The 16278-nt window shown below is 62.0% G+C and carries 12 protein-coding genes, 3 tRNA genes and 1 pseudogene; all 16 read left to right on the forward strand.

Features of this window, described 5'->3' with window-relative positions:
* Positions 1-15: 15 nt before the first annotated feature.
* Positions 16-100 (forward strand) — tRNA-Leu (locus L338_RS07380).
* 110 nt (positions 101-210) lie between these two features.
* The gene (gene tig / locus L338_RS07385) at positions 211-1770 is read left to right on the forward strand and encodes a trigger factor (RefSeq protein WP_027068368.1); all 1560 of its coding nucleotides are present in this window, start codon (positions 211-213) and stop codon (positions 1768-1770) included.
* A 97-nt stretch (positions 1771-1867) separates the two neighbouring features.
* Positions 1868-2494: an ATP-dependent Clp protease proteolytic subunit gene (locus L338_RS07390; protein ID WP_022697732.1), complete on the forward strand. Its 627-nt coding sequence runs from the start codon at positions 1868-1870 to the stop codon at positions 2492-2494.
* Positions 2495-2686: 192 nt separating this feature from the next.
* Positions 2687-3985, forward strand: a complete 1299-nt coding sequence (gene clpX, locus L338_RS07395; protein ID WP_022697733.1) for an ATP-dependent Clp protease ATP-binding subunit ClpX — start codon at positions 2687-2689, stop codon at positions 3983-3985.
* 20 nt (positions 3986-4005) lie between these two features.
* A complete protein-coding gene (locus L338_RS16470; protein WP_022697734.1) occupies positions 4006-5493 on the forward strand; it encodes a methyltransferase domain-containing protein in 1488 nt (495 codons plus the stop codon).
* A gap of 180 nt (positions 5494-5673) precedes the next feature.
* Positions 5674-8079 (forward strand): endopeptidase La, encoded by a 2406-nt coding sequence (lon, locus tag L338_RS07405; protein ID WP_027068369.1) that lies wholly within the window; start codon positions 5674-5676, stop codon positions 8077-8079.
* Between the two features lie 177 nt (positions 8080-8256).
* Positions 8257-9438 carry a prephenate dehydratase gene (gene pheA, locus L338_RS07410; protein ID WP_022697736.1) on the forward strand — a complete coding sequence of 394 codons (1182 nt, stop codon included), beginning with the start codon at positions 8257-8259 and terminating at the stop codon, positions 9436-9438.
* 12 nt (positions 9439-9450) lie between these two features.
* A tRNA-Val gene (locus L338_RS07415) sits at positions 9451-9526 on the forward strand.
* 81 nt (positions 9527-9607) lie between these two features.
* A complete protein-coding gene (locus tag L338_RS07420) occupies positions 9608-10927 on the forward strand; it encodes a M28 family metallopeptidase (RefSeq protein ID WP_241762243.1) in 1320 nt (439 codons plus the stop codon).
* 111 nt (positions 10928-11038) lie between these two features.
* Positions 11039-11115 (forward strand) — tRNA-Asp (locus tag L338_RS07425).
* A 270-nt stretch (positions 11116-11385) separates the two neighbouring features.
* Complete coding sequence (locus L338_RS07430; RefSeq protein WP_022697738.1) at positions 11386-11763, forward strand: NADH-quinone oxidoreductase subunit A; 378 nt, start codon at positions 11386-11388, stop codon at positions 11761-11763.
* Positions 11764-11767: 4 nt separating this feature from the next.
* Positions 11768-12331: a NuoB/complex I 20 kDa subunit family protein gene (locus tag L338_RS07435; protein WP_022697739.1), complete on the forward strand. Its 564-nt coding sequence runs from the start codon at positions 11768-11770 to the stop codon at positions 12329-12331.
* A gap of 10 nt (positions 12332-12341) precedes the next feature.
* Positions 12342-12965: an NADH-quinone oxidoreductase subunit C gene (locus L338_RS07440; protein ID WP_022697740.1), complete on the forward strand. Its 624-nt coding sequence runs from the start codon at positions 12342-12344 to the stop codon at positions 12963-12965.
* Entirely contained in the window at positions 12965-14146 is a 1182-nt protein-coding gene (locus tag L338_RS07445; protein WP_022697741.1) for an NADH-quinone oxidoreductase subunit D, read from the forward strand. The genes L338_RS07440 and L338_RS07445 overlap by 1 nt, the downstream gene beginning before the upstream one ends.
* Positions 14143-14823, forward strand: a pseudogene (gene nuoE / locus L338_RS07450) (NADH-quinone oxidoreductase subunit NuoE); the annotation flags it as partial. The gene L338_RS07445 and the pseudogene nuoE, both read left to right, overlap by 4 nt.
* A gap of 145 nt (positions 14824-14968) precedes the next feature.
* Positions 14969-16276: an NADH-quinone oxidoreductase subunit NuoF gene (gene nuoF / locus L338_RS07455; RefSeq protein ID WP_022697743.1), complete on the forward strand. Its 1308-nt coding sequence runs from the start codon at positions 14969-14971 to the stop codon at positions 16274-16276.
* Positions 16277-16278 lie beyond the last annotated feature (2 nt).

Genomic DNA, 16278 nt, shown 5'->3' on the forward strand with positions numbered 1-16278 from the left:
GCCTTCCACCGGACTGCGGATGTGGCGGAACTGGTAGACGCGCTGGATTTAGGTTCCAGTGGGGCAACCCGTGGAGGTTCGAGTCCTCTCATCCGCACCACCGCTTTGCGCCGTTGCGCCCGAACCGGCGATTTGACATAAGGCGCGCTTTCCAAGCTCTGAGCGGCGCGCGCTGTGCGCGCTTAACCCTTTTTACCCAAAGACATGTCCATGCAAGTCACTGAAAAATCGTCCGAAGGCCTCTCCCGCACCTATGAAGTGGTGATTCCCGCCACCGAACTGGCCGACCGCCTGGGTCAGAAGATCAAGGAAATCCAGCCGCAAGTGCGTCTGAAAGGTTTCCGTCCGGGCAAGGTTCCGGCGAGCCATATCCGCAAGGTTTTCGGCTCCTCCCTGATGGGCGATGTCGTTCAGGAAACGGTCAACGAGACCAGCCAGAAGGCGCTGCAGGACAATGAAGTCACGCCGGCTTCCGAGCCGCACATCCATATGGAAAGTGACACGGACAAGGTGATCGCGGGCGACGCGGACCTTGCCTATCACATCCATCTGGACGTCATGCCGACCTTCGACGCCGCCAATCCGGCCGACCTGAAACTGGTTCGTCCGGTCACCGAGGCCGGCGACAAGGAGCTTCAGGACGCCCTGGAAGAACTTGCCAAGAACAATCAGAGCTTTGAGGACAAGGGCAAGAAGGCGGCCGCCGAGGGCGACCAGGTGACCATGGATTTCGTGGGCCGCGTGGACGGCGAGGAATTCGAGGGCGGCAAGGCGGAAGACGCCAAGCTGGTCTTGGGCTCCGGCCAGTTCATTCCGGGTTTCGAGGACGGTCTGGTCGGCGCGAAAGCCGGCGAGGAGAAAGTGGTCGAGGCCAATTTCCCGGACCCGTACCAGCGCGAAGACCTGGCCGGCAAAACGGCCGAATTCACCGTTCAGGTGAAGGAAGTCGCCGCGCCGAAACCGGCCGAGGTTGATGACGAGCTGGCCAAGGCGTTCGGCCTTGAGTCGCTGGACGCCCTGAAAGAAGCGGTGAAATCCAATCTCCAGCGCGAGTTGGACAGCCAGTCCCGCGCCCGTGTGAAGCGCCGCCTGCTGGACGCGCTGGACGAGCGCCACGACTTCGAGCTGCCCAAGCGCATGGTCGACGCCGAGTTCGAGCAGATCTGGAACCAGGTCAAATCCGACATGGACGCCGGTAATCTCGACGAGGAAGACGCCGAAAAGTCCGAGGACGAGCTGAAGGAAGAATATCGCGGCATCGCCGAGCGCCGCGTGCGCCTTGGGCTGGTGCTGGCCGAGATCGGCCGCGAAGGCAAAGTCGAGATCAAGGACGAAGACGTTTCGCGCGCCGTGAACCAGCAGGCCTCGCAATATCCGGGTCAGGAACGCCAGATCATCGAGTTCTATCAGCAGAACCCGCAGGCGCTGGCCCAGATCCGCGCGCCGCTCTATGAGGAAAAAGTCGTCGACTACATCCTGGAGCTGGCCGACATCAAAGACGAAAAAGTGAGCCGCGAAGAGCTGTTCACAGACGACGAGGCCCCGGGCGCCGCGCCGGCCAAGAAGAAGCCGGCCGCCAAGAAAAAGGCGCCGGCCAAGAAGGCCGCCGCGAAGAAGTCCGAGTCTTCAAAGTCTGACGAAGCCGAGGCCAAACCCGCCAAGAAACCGGCGGCCAAAAAAGCTCCGGCCAAGAAAGCGGCGGCCGCCAAGAAGGCTCCGGCGAAGAAGCCGGCGGCCAAGAAGACTGCCAAAAAAGCTGACAGCGACTGATATCCCCGCCTTGCGGGCAGCGCCTCACGCTTCAATATAGTTGGTCCAGCCGACTCGGCGCGATTTCGCGCGCCGCCCAGCGATGAGGGAGCTTTCCATGCAGGACCCGCAAGAGGTAATGATGAATCTCGTGCCGATGGTGGTCGAACAGACCAGCCGGGGCGAGCGCGCCTATGACATATTCTCGCGGCTCCTGAAGGAGCGGATCATCTTCCTGACCGGCCCGGTCGAGGACGGAATGTCCAGCCTGATCACGGCGCAGTTGCTGTTTCTTGAGTCGGAAAATCCCAAAAAAGAAATCGCGATGTACATCAACTCGCCCGGCGGGGTGGTGACGTCCGGTCTCGCGATCTACGACACGATGAAATACATCAAGTCGCCGGTCTCAACCGTTTGCATCGGCCAGGCGGCGTCCATGGGATCGCTGCTGCTGACGGGCGGTCATCCGGGGATGCGCATCGCGTTGCCCAACGCCCGTATCATGGTGCACCAGCCGTCCGGCGGTTTCCGGGGGCAGGCGTCCGATATCGAGCGCCACGCGGAAGATATCGTCAAAATCAAACGCCGTCTGAACGAGATCTATGTCGAACATACCGGCCAGGATTACGAGACGATCGAGCGCACGCTGGACCGCGATTTCTTCATGACGGCCGAGGAGGCCAATGATTTTGGCATCGTCGACCATGTCTATGAGGCGCGCGAGGCGGCCGAGAAGGACAGCTAGATTTCGAAACGGCCCGGCGCTTGCACCGCCGTTTCATGTGCTTGATCCGGCCTGCGCTAGATGGTCGAATGACAGTACTTGGAAACGAAATCACAACGCTCTGTGTGAGAGCGTGACAGAATCATTGCGGCGGGGACCGCACAGAATCGGGCGCGGGAGCCTGAGGAACACACTGGGCGAGCAGGAGCAATCATGACGACAAAGTCGACGAAAGACGGCGGCGCCGGCGGCGGAGATTCGAAGAACACGCTCTATTGCTCGTTCTGCGGGAAGAGCCAGCACGAGGTCCGCAAGCTGATCGCCGGACCGACCGTTTTCATCTGCGATGAATGTGTCGAACTGTGCATGGACATCATCCGGGAGGAGAACAAATCCTCGCTGGTGAAGTCTCGCGAGGGCGTTCCGACGCCGCGTGAAATCTGTGATGTTCTGGACGATTACGTGATCGGTCAGGGCGCCGCAAAACGGGTTCTGTCCGTGGCGGTGCACAACCATTACAAGCGTCTGAACCACGCCTCGCAGGGCAGCGATGTCGAGCTTTCGAAGTCGAATATCCTGCTGGTCGGGCCGACGGGTTGCGGCAAGACGCTGCTGGCCCAGACGCTGGCCCGTATCCTGGATGTTCCTTTCACGATGGCCGACGCCACGACCCTGACCGAAGCCGGTTATGTGGGCGAGGATGTCGAGAACATCGTCCTGAAGCTGCTGCAGTCGGCCGACTATAATGTCGAGCGGGCGCAGCGCGGCATCGTCTACATCGACGAAATCGACAAGATTTCCCGCAAGTCGGACAACCCGTCCATCACGCGCGACGTGTCGGGCGAGGGCGTCCAGCAGGCGCTTCTGAAAATCATGGAAGGCACGGTCGCCTCCGTTCCGCCGCAGGGCGGCCGGAAACATCCGCAGCAGGAATTCCTGCAGGTGGATACGACCAATATCCTGTTCATCGTCGGCGGCGCCTTTGCCGGTCTGGAAAAGATCATTTCCCAGCGCGGGCGCGGTTCTGCCATGGGCTTTGGCGCGGACGTTCAGGAAGTGGACGAAAAGCGCACCGGCGAGATTTTCCAGCAAGTTGAGCCGGAAGACCTTCTGAAGTTCGGCCTGATCCCGGAATTTGTCGGCCGTCTGCCGGTTATCGCGACCCTGGAGGACCTCGACGAGGATGCTCTGGTCCAGATCCTGTGCGAGCCGAAAAACGCGCTGGTTAAACAGTATCAGCGCCTGTTCGAGATGGAGTCGGTCAGCCTGACCTTCGCCGAAGACGCGCTGAAGGCGATCGCCAAGAAAGCCATCGCTCGCAAGACCGGCGCGCGGGGCCTGCGCTCCATCATGGAAGACATCCTGCTGGACACGATGTTCGAGCTTCCGGCCATGGAAGGCGTCGAGGAAGTCGTGGTCAATGCAGAGGTCGTCGAAGGCAAGGCGCAGCCGCTCTACATCTATTCCGAGCGCAAGGACTCGTCGGCGAAATCCCAGCCGGCCGCTTCGTAACATGACCGCGCAGGCCTGACGTGAACCAGCGCCTGCGCGGCTACATCGGCGATCAGCCCTTCATCCTCAATTACGAGGATGAGCAGTCGCCTTCGACCATTGCATTCCGGGCCCGGGCGGGCGGCGCAGAGGCGCCGGATCCGTCCGGGTCTTTTACTTATTGCGATATCGGGTGCGGGCGGGGCGTGACGATCACCACGCTGGCCGCAGCCAATCCGCAGGCCGAGTTTATCGGCATCGACCCGAACCCGGAGCATATCCGCGAAGCGCGCGCCTGGGCCGAAGCGGCGGGCCTGACCAATATCCGTTTCATCGAGAATTTTATCGGAAAGCTGGGGCCGGATGATCTGCCGGCCCTCGATTTCATCACGGCGAACGGCGTCTATTCCTGTATCGATGTGGAGGAACATGCCCGGCTGCGGAAACAGGCGGCGCGCTTCCTGGCGCCCGGCGGGCTGTTCCAGGTGTCCTACAACATGGCGGCGGGCTGCACCCAGATGGAGCCCTTGCGCCGGATGATGTTGCGCCTGGCGGAAAGGGCTGAAGGCAATCTGGCCGAAAAGCGCGGCGCAGCCGTCCAGACCATCCAGAACATGGCGCAGGCCGGCCACCCGTTTTTCGAAATCAATCCCAAAGCCCGGGAAATAGTCGGGGACTGGGCGCGGCGCGATATCAAGCTGCTGGCCCATACCTATTTCCACGCCGACTGGCACCTGCACGACCCCGCCGAGATTATCGAGCTGTTCGACGAGGAGGGGCTGGGCTTCTGCGGACCGTGGGATCTGGACCTGATGCCGGTTTCGCAGCGCCGGTCGTTCGCGGCGGGGCACGACCCGGTCCTGCGGGAAGCGCTGGCCGCCACCATGCGGGCCGACACCTATCGAGCAGACGTCTTCCGCAAGGGCGCGCCCTTGACGGGCGCGGAGCCCCCGGCGCTGGACGATGGCATGCTGTTCGGCCCCGCAACGGCGCCGGCATTGGTCGGCAACCCGAAAGAAGCGGGGGCGGATGAAATCGCCGCCTTTATCCTTGAACAGGGTGTCGCGACCTATGGTGAAATCCGCGACCGGTTTTCGAACCACGACGCCGATGAACGCCACATTGCAGGGCGGATCGGCCGCCTGATACGGAGCGCCTGGATACGCCGTTATCTCAGCCGGCCGGAATCCGGGGCGAAGGAAGAGCCTGTAAAACCCGCCCTGACTTTGATCAGCGTGCTGGGCGAAAACCCGGAATTTGTCTCCAATGGCGCTTTCGTTCCTGCGCCCGCCGTCGGGGGCGGAGTGTTTGTCCCGGCGATGATGCTGGTGCTTCTGACGACGGCCGACGGGCCGGAGGCGCAATGGAGCCGCCGCGCGGTGGAGCGGATATGCGCCATCAACCGCAAGGCGGGCCGCGCGGAGGGCGACCGCAACGCCCTGGCGGGCCGGGTGACGGACGGGATTGCGCGGTTCAAGCGAAACTGGGCGCCATTCCTGACCGGCGTCGGCGCGGCGCGGAAAGTCTGAAAATTCTGTCACGTGCGGCGGTTGCCGCAGCACAGCGCTTGAACGCGGGGCGCGGCGCCTCCATCTGAACCATCAACAGGCAATCATGAAGCTGTCGCCTATTCGCCGCGCGAATCCATTAGGCTGCATTACAGGCTTCGATCCAACGGCGCGCCTCAAGGCGTGATAAAAGACGAAATTATGAGCGATACCGAAAAACTCCCCGTTCTGCCCCTGCGCGATATTGTGGTTTTCCCGCATATGATCGTGCCGCTGTTCGTCGGCCGCGATAAGTCGGTCAACGCGCTGGAAGAAGTGATGAAACAGGATCGCCGCATCCTGCTTCTGACCCAGAAAGACCCGGCCGAAGACGATCCGGAATATGAGGATCTGTATGAGGTCGGCTGCGTCGCCAATGTCATGCAGCTTCTGAAACTGCCCGACGGCACCGTGAAAGTGCTGGTCGAGGGCCAGACGCGCGCCCGTGTTTCCAAGTTTGACGCCTCCGGCGAGTATCACGAAGCCGAGGCCGAAGTGCTTGAGGAAGAGGCCGGCGAGCCGTCCGAAACCGAGGCGCTGGTCCGCACGACGGTCGAGCAGTTCGAACAATATGTGAAGCTGAACAAGAAGGTGCCGCCGGAAGTCGTCGCCTCGGTCACGCAGATCGAGGATGCGGGCAAGCTGGCCGACACCATCGCCGCGCATCTGGCAGTGAAGATTTCCGACAAGCAGAAGCTGCTGGAGCTGGACGATCTTCACAAGCGGCTGGAAGAGGTCTTCTCCCTGATGGAGGGCGAGATCAGCGTCCTTCAGGTGGAGCGCAAGATCCGCTCGCGCGTGAAGCGCCAGATGGAGAAAACCCAGCGCGAATATTATCTGAACGAGCAGATGAAGGCGATCCAGCGCGAGCTGGGCGATGCCGATGACGGCAATGACGAAGTCGCCGAGCTGGCCGAGCGCATCAAGAAAACCAATCTGTCCAAGGAAGCGCGCACCAAGGCCGAGGCGGAGCTGAAAAAGCTGCGTCAGATGAGCCCGATGTCGGCCGAGTCGACCGTGGTCCGGAATTATCTGGACTGGCTGCTGTCGATCCCGTGGGACAAGAAAAAGGACATTTCCACCGATCTGGAAAAGGCTGAAGCGATCCTGGACGAGGATCACTACGGGCTGGAGAAGGTGAAGGAGCGGATTCTCGAATATCTCGCGGTCCAGTCCCGCACCAACAAGCTGAAAGGCCCGATCCTGTGCCTGGTCGGTCCGCCGGGCGTCGGCAAGACGTCTCTTGGCAAATCCATCGCCCGCGCCACGAACCGCGACTTTGTCCGCGTTTCTCTGGGCGGCGTGCGTGACGAGGCCGAAATCCGCGGCCACCGCCGGACCTATATCGGCTCCATGCCGGGCCGGGTGATCCAGTCCATGAAAAAGGCGGAACACGTGAACCCGATGTTCCTGCTGGACGAGATCGACAAAATGGGCGCCGATTTCCGCGGCGACCCGTCTGCGGCGCTTCTCGAAGTGCTGGATCCCGAGCAGAACGAGCATTTCAACGACCACTATCTGGAGATCGATTACGATCTCTCGGACGTCATGTTCATCACGACGGCGAACAGCCTGAACATGCCCCAGCCCTTGATGGACCGGATGGAGATCATCCGCATCGCTGGCTATACGGAAGACGAGAAGGTCGAGATCGCGCGCCGACACCTCATTCCCAAACAGCTCGAAAATCACGGGCTGAAGGAAGAGGAAATCGAGATTACCGAGGACGCGCTGCGCGACCTCATCCGCTATTACACCCGCGAGGCGGGCGTGCGGAATCTCGAGCGCGAAATCGCCAATGTCTGCCGCAAGGTCGTGCGCAAGATCGTTTCCGATGAAGAGACGGCCTACAAGGTCACGCCGGAATCGCTGGCGGATCTGGCGGGCGTGCGCAAGCACAAGTTCGGCATCACCGACGAGGACGACCAGCGCGGCGTCGTGACGGGTCTGGCCTGGACCGAGACGGGTGGCGACCTGCTGACCATCGAGGCGGTGAAGATGCGCGGCCGCGGCAAGATGACCGTGACAGGCAATCTGCGCGACGTGATGAAGGAATCCATCTCTGCGGCGAATTCCTACGTACAGGCGCGGGCGACCGCGTTCGGCATCGAGCCACCGACCTTCCGCAATTCCGACATTCACGTCCACGTGCCCGAAGGCGCAACGCCGAAGGACGGCCCGTCCGCCGGCGTGGCGATGATCACGGCCATGGTTTCCGTGCTTTCCGGCGTGCCGGTGCGCAAGGATGTCGCCATGACCGGCGAGATCACGCTGCGCGGCCGCGTTCTGGGCATTGGCGGCCTGAAGGAGAAGCTTCTGGCCGCGCTGCGCGGCGGCGTGAAAACGGTGCTGATCCCGCAGGATAACGAGAAGGACCTGGTCGAGATTCCGGACAATGTGAAGGAAGGTCTGGAGATCATCCCCGTCGAGTCCGTCGACGAGGTTCTCAAGATCGCGCTGGCAGGACCGCTGACGCCGATCGAATGGACCGAGGAGGATGATCGCGCGGCGTCCGTTCCGCCCGCGGGAAGCGATGATCCGGAGGATGGCAACGTTCTTCGCCATTGACCGGGCGCGATTGGCGCGCACATAGTAGCGCCATGAATTTCGGCGCGACCTATTACGGCTATTTTATCAAGGCTCCATCGGAGGCCTTGGGCTAGCCGCGCGCCGCGGAAAGACCATGGAAAAGGGCCTCTGGAAATCCAGGGGCCCTTTCTTTTTGCCTTGAGGAGGGCGGGGATCATGAGTGACGGGGCAGGGCAGCCGGGAAGTCTGCGCGAGACCATCGACCGGATTGACGGCGATATTCTGGATCTGGCCGGGCAGCGCAAAAAGCTGGGCACGGAGCTGGCGCAACTGAAGAAAGAGCGCGGGGACCCCGTGCGGGACGCCACGCGGGAGCGGGAAGTGCTGGCGCGGTTTATTCGCGATGGCCGGGCGCACGGGCTGAGTGACAGCTTTGCCCAGCGGCTGGGCGAGCTGCTGATCGAAGAGTCGCTGCGCAGCCAGCGCGGCAAGCTGGACGCCAAGGCCAAGCGCACCACCCACAGCGAGGCGACAGTCGCCTATCTGGGCGGACCCGGCACATACAGCCATGTCGCCGCGGAAAACCATTTCACGGACCGCTATGACGGCGTCCTGCCCGCGCCATGCCGCGACTTCCCCTCCATCATCCGTATGGTGGAGGACGGCCGTGCCGATTACGGCTTCCTGCCCATCGAGAACACCACGACCGGCGGCATCAGCGAGGTCTATGACCTGCTTCTGGAATCCAGGCTGACCATCGTCGGAGAGCATCATCTGAAGGTGGAGCATTGCCTGGTCGGCCGTGCGGCGTCTCCGGGCTCGGTGCGCACGGTCTACGGGCATCCGCAAGCGCTGGGGCAATGCCAGCGTTACCTGAAGAAACGGGCGGATATCACGACGCATTTCACCTCCAGCTCCACGCGCGCTCTGGAGAAGGCGATGGAAGGCGACGAAACCGTGGCGGCCGTCGCCGGCGCCAGCGCGGCGGAGCTGTTCGGCCTGAACGTCATCGAACGCGGCATTTCCGATCACGCTGAAAATTACACGCGCTTCGTGGCCGTGGCGCTGGACGCCGCCCTGCCGCCGGAGGCGCTGCCCTGCAAGACCACCGTGGTGTTTGAAACGGCCGATACGCCGGGCGCGCTTGTGAAGGTTCTGAACGCGTTTGCAGACGAGGGCATCAACCTCACCAAGCTCGAATCCCGGCCTATTCCGGGCAATCCCTGGAACGAGATGTTCTTCATCGATTTCGAGGGGCACAGCGAGTCAGAGGGGTCAAAGCGGGCGCTGGAGGTGTTGAACAATACGTCCGGCACGGCGCGCGTTCTGGGGTGCTACGGCGCCGACAGGCTGGCCCCGACGGCGCTGGAGCTTGATGCGGCGAAGGCGAGCGCCTAGACGGAGAGGGAAGGGCGGTTAGCTCAGCTGGGAGAGCAACTGGTTTACACCCAGTAGGTCGGCGGTTCGAACCCGTCACCGCCCACCATCTTTCAAGCGGACATGGGGATATGACATGCGGATACCGGCTCTTCTCGGGATCTTGACGCTTGGCGCGTCAGGCGCGGCTATGGCGCAGGAACAGGCGGCGCAGCAGAACCCCGTGCTGCTGCATGAACTGGCGGGCGATGTCTCCGCCGAGCGTATCGAGAGCGATATCGAGACGCTGGTGGGGTTCGGAACCCGGCATACTTTGTCTGAAACCGAATCCGACACACGCGGCATCGGCGCGGCGCGGCGCTGGATCAAGGCGGAATTCGACAGGATTTCCGCCGAGTGCGGCGGGTGTCTGGAAGTTTTCTATGTCAGCGACTTTGTCGAGGGCGAGGAGCGTATCCCCGAACGCACCGAGGTGGTCAGCGTCGTGGCCTTGCAGCGCGGGACGCTGGACCCGGACCGCATGGTCTTCATGGCGGGCGACATCGATTCGCGCGTCAGCGATCCCATGAACGCCACCGACGATTCCCCGGGCGCCAATGACAATGCCAGCGGCGTGGCGGGCGTGATCGAGGCGGCGCGCGTGCTGTCAAAGCACGAGTTTGCCGGCACGATCGGCTATCTGGCGTTGTCGGGCGAAGAGCAGGGTCTGTTCGGCGGCAAGATCGTCGCCCAGCACGCGCTGGATAATAACTGGCGCGTGAAGGCTGTTCTGAACAACGACATGATCGGCAATATCGAGGGCGTGGATGGCGTCATCGATAATTCGACGGCGCGCGTCTTCTCGGAAGGCACGCGCGCGGTGGAAACCGAAGAAGAGGCGCGGACCCGGCGATTCACGGGCGGAGAAGTCGATTCGCCGTCACGAAACCTGGCCCGTTATATCGACCGCATGGCGGACGATTATATTCCCAACCTGGATATCATGATGATCTACCGCCTCGACCGGTTCGGGCGCGGCGGCCATCACCGCCCGTTCAACGCGGTCGGCATTCCCGGCGTGCGAATCATGGAAACGCACGAGAACTATAATCGCCAGCATCAGGACCTTCGGACGGAAGACGGCATTGAATATGGCGATGTTCTGGAGGGCGTGGACTTCGATTATGCGCGCAAGCTGACATCCCTGAACGTGGTCACGCTTGCCGGCATGGCCGGCGCGCCGCCCATCCCGTCCGGGGTCGAGCTGGAAGGCGCGGTCCAGCCCTCAACCACGATCAGCTGGACCCGGCCGGAGGGACGGCAGGCGGCGAACCTGGCCGGATACAAGGTGCACTGGCGGCTGACCGCGGAGCCGCAATGGCAATGGTCGCGCTATGTCGGCGATGTCGATTCCTTCACTCTGGAAAACGTGGTGATCGACAATTATTTCTTCGGCGTTTCCGCTGTGTCGGAAGACGGATATGAAACGCCAGTGGTGTTTCCCGGCGCGGCCGGCAGCTTCGGAGAGTAGGAGATCCGGCGCTTCTCATTCCGGCGCTGCGAAAGACCGCTTTGAACGCTTGACGCTTCGCGGCCCGGGTCTTACACAGCGCCACTCTCGCCCTTGCGGCGGGGCCCATACGCGGGTGTAGCTCAGTTGGTTAGAGTGCCGGCCTGTCACGCCGGAGGTCGCGGGTTCGAGTCCCGTCACTCGCGCCATTTTCCTTCTTCAACGGAAAATGGCTCACGCGTAAAACTCTCAAAATTGCATATGGCTTTGCCCGGCGGATATCCGCCCGATCGCGCATGTTTTCCTCGCGCGGCGCGCCGGCGCCTTCGATCCGTGATTCAATTTCTTGAGAATGGTTCTCAACTCATTGGAAATAACCGTGATTTCGGCGCCCGTCGCATTGAATTTATTTTCGCAGGCTTCTAGCTTCCGCCCCGCATGGCGAGGCGCCGTGCGCCGCCACTGGGCTGGGACCGCCAATGACTGAATTCCTTCTCGAATATCTGCCCATCCTGATCTTCTTCGGGATCGCGAGCGCAATGGGAATCGCTTTTCTGGTTCTGCCCGCTCTGATCGCCCCGTCCGACCCGGACCCCGACAAGACGGCCGCCTATGAGTGCGGCTTCAATGCGTTCGAGGATGCGCGCATCAAGTTCGATGTCCGATTCTATCTGGTGGCGATTCTCTTCATCATTTTCGACCTTGAGGTCGCCTTCCTGTTTCCCTGGGCCGCGACCCTGATCGAGATGCCCGACGCAACGCGCGCCTTTGCCTTTTTCTCCATGCTGGTTTTCCTCGGCATCCTGACTGTCGGTTTCATATACGAGTGGCGCAAAGGCGCGCTGGAGTGGGAGTAGAGCGATGAGCGACACGATTGTTCCGGCCCGGTCCGCGGCCCGCGCCCAGACCCCGCAATACGATCCGAAGAAACATGACCCGTTTTTCGACGGCGTCTCCGACCAGCTGGCCGACAAGGGCTATATCGTGGCCCGCGCCGACGACCTGATCACCTGGGCGCGCACCGGCTCGCTGATGTGGATGACGTTCGGACTGGCGTGCTGTGCGGTCGAGATGATGCAGGCCTCCATGCCGCGCTATGACGTGGAGCGTTTCGGCTTCGCGCCGCGCGCTTCCCCGCGTCAGTCGGACGTGATGATCGTCGCCGGCACATTGACCAACAAGATGGCCCCGGCGCTGCGCCGCGTTTACGACCAGATGCCGGAGCCGCGCTATGTCATTTCCATGGGCTCCTGCGCCAATGGCGGCGGCTACTATCATTACTCCTATGCGGTGACGCGCGGCTGCGACCGGATCGTTCCGGTGGACATTTATGTTCCGGGCTGCCCGCCGACCGCCGAAGCGCTGGTCTATGGCATCATGCAGCTTCAGAAGAAGATCCGCCGCGAAGGCAATATCGAGCGTTAGGGCGCTTTTTATGAGCGAAGCGTTGAAAGAACTGGGCGCGCACATCCGTGAGGCGCTCGACGACAAGGTGCTGGACGCCGCTGTCCGGTATGGCGAGCTGACTCTGCGCGTGGAGCGGCACGCCATCATCGAGGTGCTCAGCTATCTGCGCGATGACGCCGAGTGCCGGTTCGACCTGATGATCGATCTGTGCGCGGCTGATTATCCCGAGCGCGGCGAGCGGTTCGAGATCGTTTATCACTTCCTTTCGATGCACAATAATCACCGCATTCGCGTGAAACTGAGCACCGATGAGGAGACATTCGTCCCCTCCATCACCGGAATCTTCCCGGTGGCCGACTGGTACGAGCGCGAAGCCTTCGACATGTACGGCGTGGTCTTCGAGGGTCACCCGGACATGCGCCGCATCCTCACCGATTACGGCTTCAACGGGTATCCGCTCCGCAAGGACTTCCCGCTGACCGGCTATGTCGAAGTGCGCTACGACGAAGAGCAAAAGCGCGTCGTTTACGAGCCGGTGCAGCTGAAGCAGGAATATCGCGACTTTGACTTTGAATCCCCGTGGGAGGGCATGCGCGCCCTGCTGCCGGGCGATGAGAAGGCCAAGCCCGCCGACGAGCCGGAGCAAGCCTGATGGCCGCCGAAACCAAGATCCAGAATTATAATCTGAACTTCGGTCCGCAGCATCCGGCCGCGCACGGCGTGCTGCGCCTGGTGCTGGAGCTGGACGGCGAGGTCGTCGAGCGCGTCGATCCGCATATCGGCCTGCTGCACCGCGGCACCGAAAAGCTGCTGGAGCACAAGACCTATCTCCAGGGGCTCGGCTATTTCGACCGCCTGGACTATGTCGCGCCGATGAATCAGGAGCACGCCTTCTGTCTGACCATTGAAAAGCTGGCCGGCGTCGAGGTGCCCCCGCGCGCGCTCTATATCCGCGCGCTCTATGACGAAATCGGGCGTCAGCTTTCACATCTTCTGAACGTCACCACGCAGGCCATGGACGTTGGCGCGCTCACCCCGCCGCTGTGGGGCTTTGAAGAGCGCGAGAAGCTGATGGTGTTCTATGAGCGCGCGTCCGGCTCCCGCATGCACGCCCATTATTACCGTCCGGGCGGCGTGCATCAGGATCTGACGCAATCGCTGCTGGATGACATCTATGCGTGGTGCGAGCAGTTCCCGAAGGTTCTCGACGAGATCGAGACGCTTCTGACTGAAAACCGCATTTTCAAGCAGCGCAACGTCGATATCGGCGTCGTGACGCAGGAAGAGGCGATCAAGTGGGGCTTTTCCGGCGTCATGGTGCGGGGCTCCGGCCTGCGCTGGGATCTGCGCCGTTCGCAGCCTTACGGCGTCTATAACGATTTCGATTTCAAGATTCCCATCGGGAAGAACGGCGATTGCTACGACCGCTATCTCTGCCGCATGGAAGAGATGCGCGAATCCGTGAAGATCATGAAACAGGCCATCGAGAAGATGCCTGACGGACCGGTTCTGGAAACATCGGGCAAGGTGTCGCCGCCGCGCCGGGGTGAAATGAAGGCTTCGATGGAAGCCCTGATCCATCACTTCAAGCTTTACACCGAAGGCTTCCACGTGCCGGAAGGCGAGGCCTATTGCGCCGTCGAAGCGCCCAAGGGCGAGTTTGGCGTCTATCTGGTCGCGGACGGCGATAACAAGCCGCACCGCGTGAAGATCCGCGCGCCCGGCTTTCCGCACCTGCAGGCCATGGACTGGATGAACCGCGGACACATGCTGGCTGACGTCTCGGCCATCCTGGGTTCGCTGGATATCGTGTTCGGAGAGATTGACCGATGAGCACTCGCCGCCTTGCTCAAGAACAGCCGGAAAGCTTTGTTTTTTCTGATACTTCGACGAAGGATGTCGAGTTCTGGCTGAACAAGTTTCCGGAGGCGCGGAAGCAATCCGCCGTCATTCCGCTGCTTTGGCTGGCCCAGGAGCAGGAGGGCTGGGTGACGCTGGCCGCGATGGAGTCCATCGCCGAGCGTCTGGACATGCCGAAAATCCGGGTGATGGAGGTCGCGACCTTCTACACGATGTTCAACCTGGCCCCGGTTGGCGAGCATCATATCCAGATTTGCGGCACCACGCCCTGCATGCTGCGCGGCGCGAATGACCTGAAAGCAGTTTGCGAGTCACGGATCGGCAAGAAGGGCGCGACCTCGGAAGACGGCCGGTTTACCTGGTCGGAAGTCGAGTGCCTCGGCGCGTGTTGCAACGCCCCGATGGCGCAGATTTCCAACAAGGACGGGCATCATTATTTCGAGGACCTGACGGCGGAGACGCTGGAAGCCCTTCTGGACAAGCTTGGCGCGGGCGGGGCTGTAAAGGCCGGGCCGCAAAACGGTCGCCAGACCAGCGCGCCGGAAGGCGGGCCGGAAACGCTGAAAGATGAGTCCCTGTTCGACGGATCGCGCGGCAAGAAGCTGAAATCCATTCCAAACGCCCCGCAATCATCGCCGGAGCCTTCGCCCGAAAAGAAAGGGCATCCGAAGGAGACGACGCGCGATTCCCAGGAAAAGGCGCGCACGGACAGCCAGCAGACGCCTGATCCCGAGACCAAGGAAGACAAGAAAGCCGTGAAAGCGAAAGACGCCGACGGCAAGAAGGGAGGCGGCGATGCTTGAAGACAAGGATCGCATCTTCACCAATCTATACGGCATTCACGATCCGGGGCTTGAGGCCGCGAAGAAGCGGGGCGCGTGGAATTCCACGGCCGACCTGCTGAGCTTCGGTCAGGACTGGATCATCGACCAGATGAAGGCGTCGGGCCTGCGCGGCCGTGGCGGCGCCGGTTTCCCGACCGGCCTGAAATGGTCCTTCATGCCCAAGGAAGTCGGCGAACGGCCTCACTATCTGATCGTCAACGCTGACGAATCCGAGCCGGGCACGTGCAAGGACCGGGAAATCATGCGCCACGATCCGCACCTGCTGATCGAGGGCTGCCTGATCGCCTCCTACGCGATGCGCGCGCACGCCTGCTACATCTATATCCGCGGCGAATATGTCGATGAGCGGATCGCGCTCGAAAAGGCGATCCGCGAGGCTTATGACGCGGGGCTGGTCGGCAAGGACGCCGCCGGGTCCGGATGGGATTTCGACATCTATGTCAGCCATGGCGCAGGCGCGTATATCTGTGGCGAGGAAACCGCGCTGCTGGAAAGCCTGGAAGGCAAGAAGGGGCAACCGCGCCTGAAGCCGCCTTTCCCGGCCAATGCCGGCCTCTATGGCTGCCCCAGCACCGTGAACAATGTCGAATCCATTGCGGTTGCGCCGGACATTCTGCGCCGCGGCGCGGAATGGTTCGCCGGCATCGGGCGCGAAGGGAATACCGGGACCAAGCTGTTCTGCGTCTCCGGCCATGTGAACAAGCCGTGCAATGTCGAAGAGGCGATGTCGATCCCGCTGAAAGAGCTGATCGAGACCCATTGTGGCGGCGTGCGCGGCGGCTGGGACAATCTGAAAGCGGTCATCCCGGGCGGATCATCTGTCCCGCTGATCCCGAAGGATATCTGTGACGATGTCCTGATGGATTTCGACGCGCTGAAGGAAGTGAAGTCGGGCCTGGGCACCGCCGCGGTGATCGTGATGGACCAGTCCACCGATATCGTGAAGGCGATCGCCCGCATCGCGTATTTCTACAAGCATGAGAGCTGTGGCCAGTGCACGCCGTGCCGCGAGGGCACGGGCTGGATGTGGCGCGTGCTGGAGCGCATGGCGCGCGGCGAGGCGGAGCATTCGGAAATCGAGACGCTGCTGGACGTCACCTATCAGGTGGAAGGCCACACGATCTGCGCGCTGGGCGATGCCGCGGCATGGCCGATCCAGGGCCTGATCCGGCATTTCCGGGGCGAAATCGAAGAGAGAATCAACCAGTACCGCAGCGCCAAGCCGCACGTTCAGGGCGCGGCCGTGGCGGCGGAGTAGGG

Origin of the sequence: Euryhalocaulis caribicus, assembly GCF_000412185.1 — a bacterium.
Classification (GTDB): domain Bacteria; phylum Pseudomonadota; class Alphaproteobacteria; order Caulobacterales; family Maricaulaceae; genus Euryhalocaulis; species Euryhalocaulis caribicus.

Coding starts and splice junctions, on each gene's coding strand:
- pheA (WP_022697736.1), top strand. CDS start 8,257: ATGAGTGACGGGGCAGGGCAGCCGGGAAGTCTGCGCGAGACCATCGAC.
- L338_RS07440 (WP_022697740.1), top strand. CDS start 12,342: ATGAGCGAAGCGTTGAAAGAACTGGGCGCGCACATCCGTGAGGCGCTC.
- nuoF (WP_022697743.1), top strand. CDS start 14,969: ATGCTTGAAGACAAGGATCGCATCTTCACCAATCTATACGGCATTCAC.
- L338_RS07435 (WP_022697739.1), top strand. CDS start 11,768: ATGAGCGACACGATTGTTCCGGCCCGGTCCGCGGCCCGCGCCCAGACC.
- tig (WP_027068368.1), top strand. CDS start 211: ATGCAAGTCACTGAAAAATCGTCCGAAGGCCTCTCCCGCACCTATGAA.
- L338_RS07420 (WP_241762243.1), top strand. CDS start 9,608: ATGGCGCAGGAACAGGCGGCGCAGCAGAACCCCGTGCTGCTGCATGAA.
- L338_RS07390 (WP_022697732.1), top strand. CDS start 1,868: ATGCAGGACCCGCAAGAGGTAATGATGAATCTCGTGCCGATGGTGGTC.
- L338_RS07430 (WP_022697738.1), top strand. CDS start 11,386: ATGACTGAATTCCTTCTCGAATATCTGCCCATCCTGATCTTCTTCGGG.
- L338_RS07445 (WP_022697741.1), top strand. CDS start 12,965: ATGGCCGCCGAAACCAAGATCCAGAATTATAATCTGAACTTCGGTCCG.
- clpX (WP_022697733.1), top strand. CDS start 2,687: ATGACGACAAAGTCGACGAAAGACGGCGGCGCCGGCGGCGGAGATTCG.
- lon (WP_027068369.1), top strand. CDS start 5,674: ATGAGCGATACCGAAAAACTCCCCGTTCTGCCCCTGCGCGATATTGTG.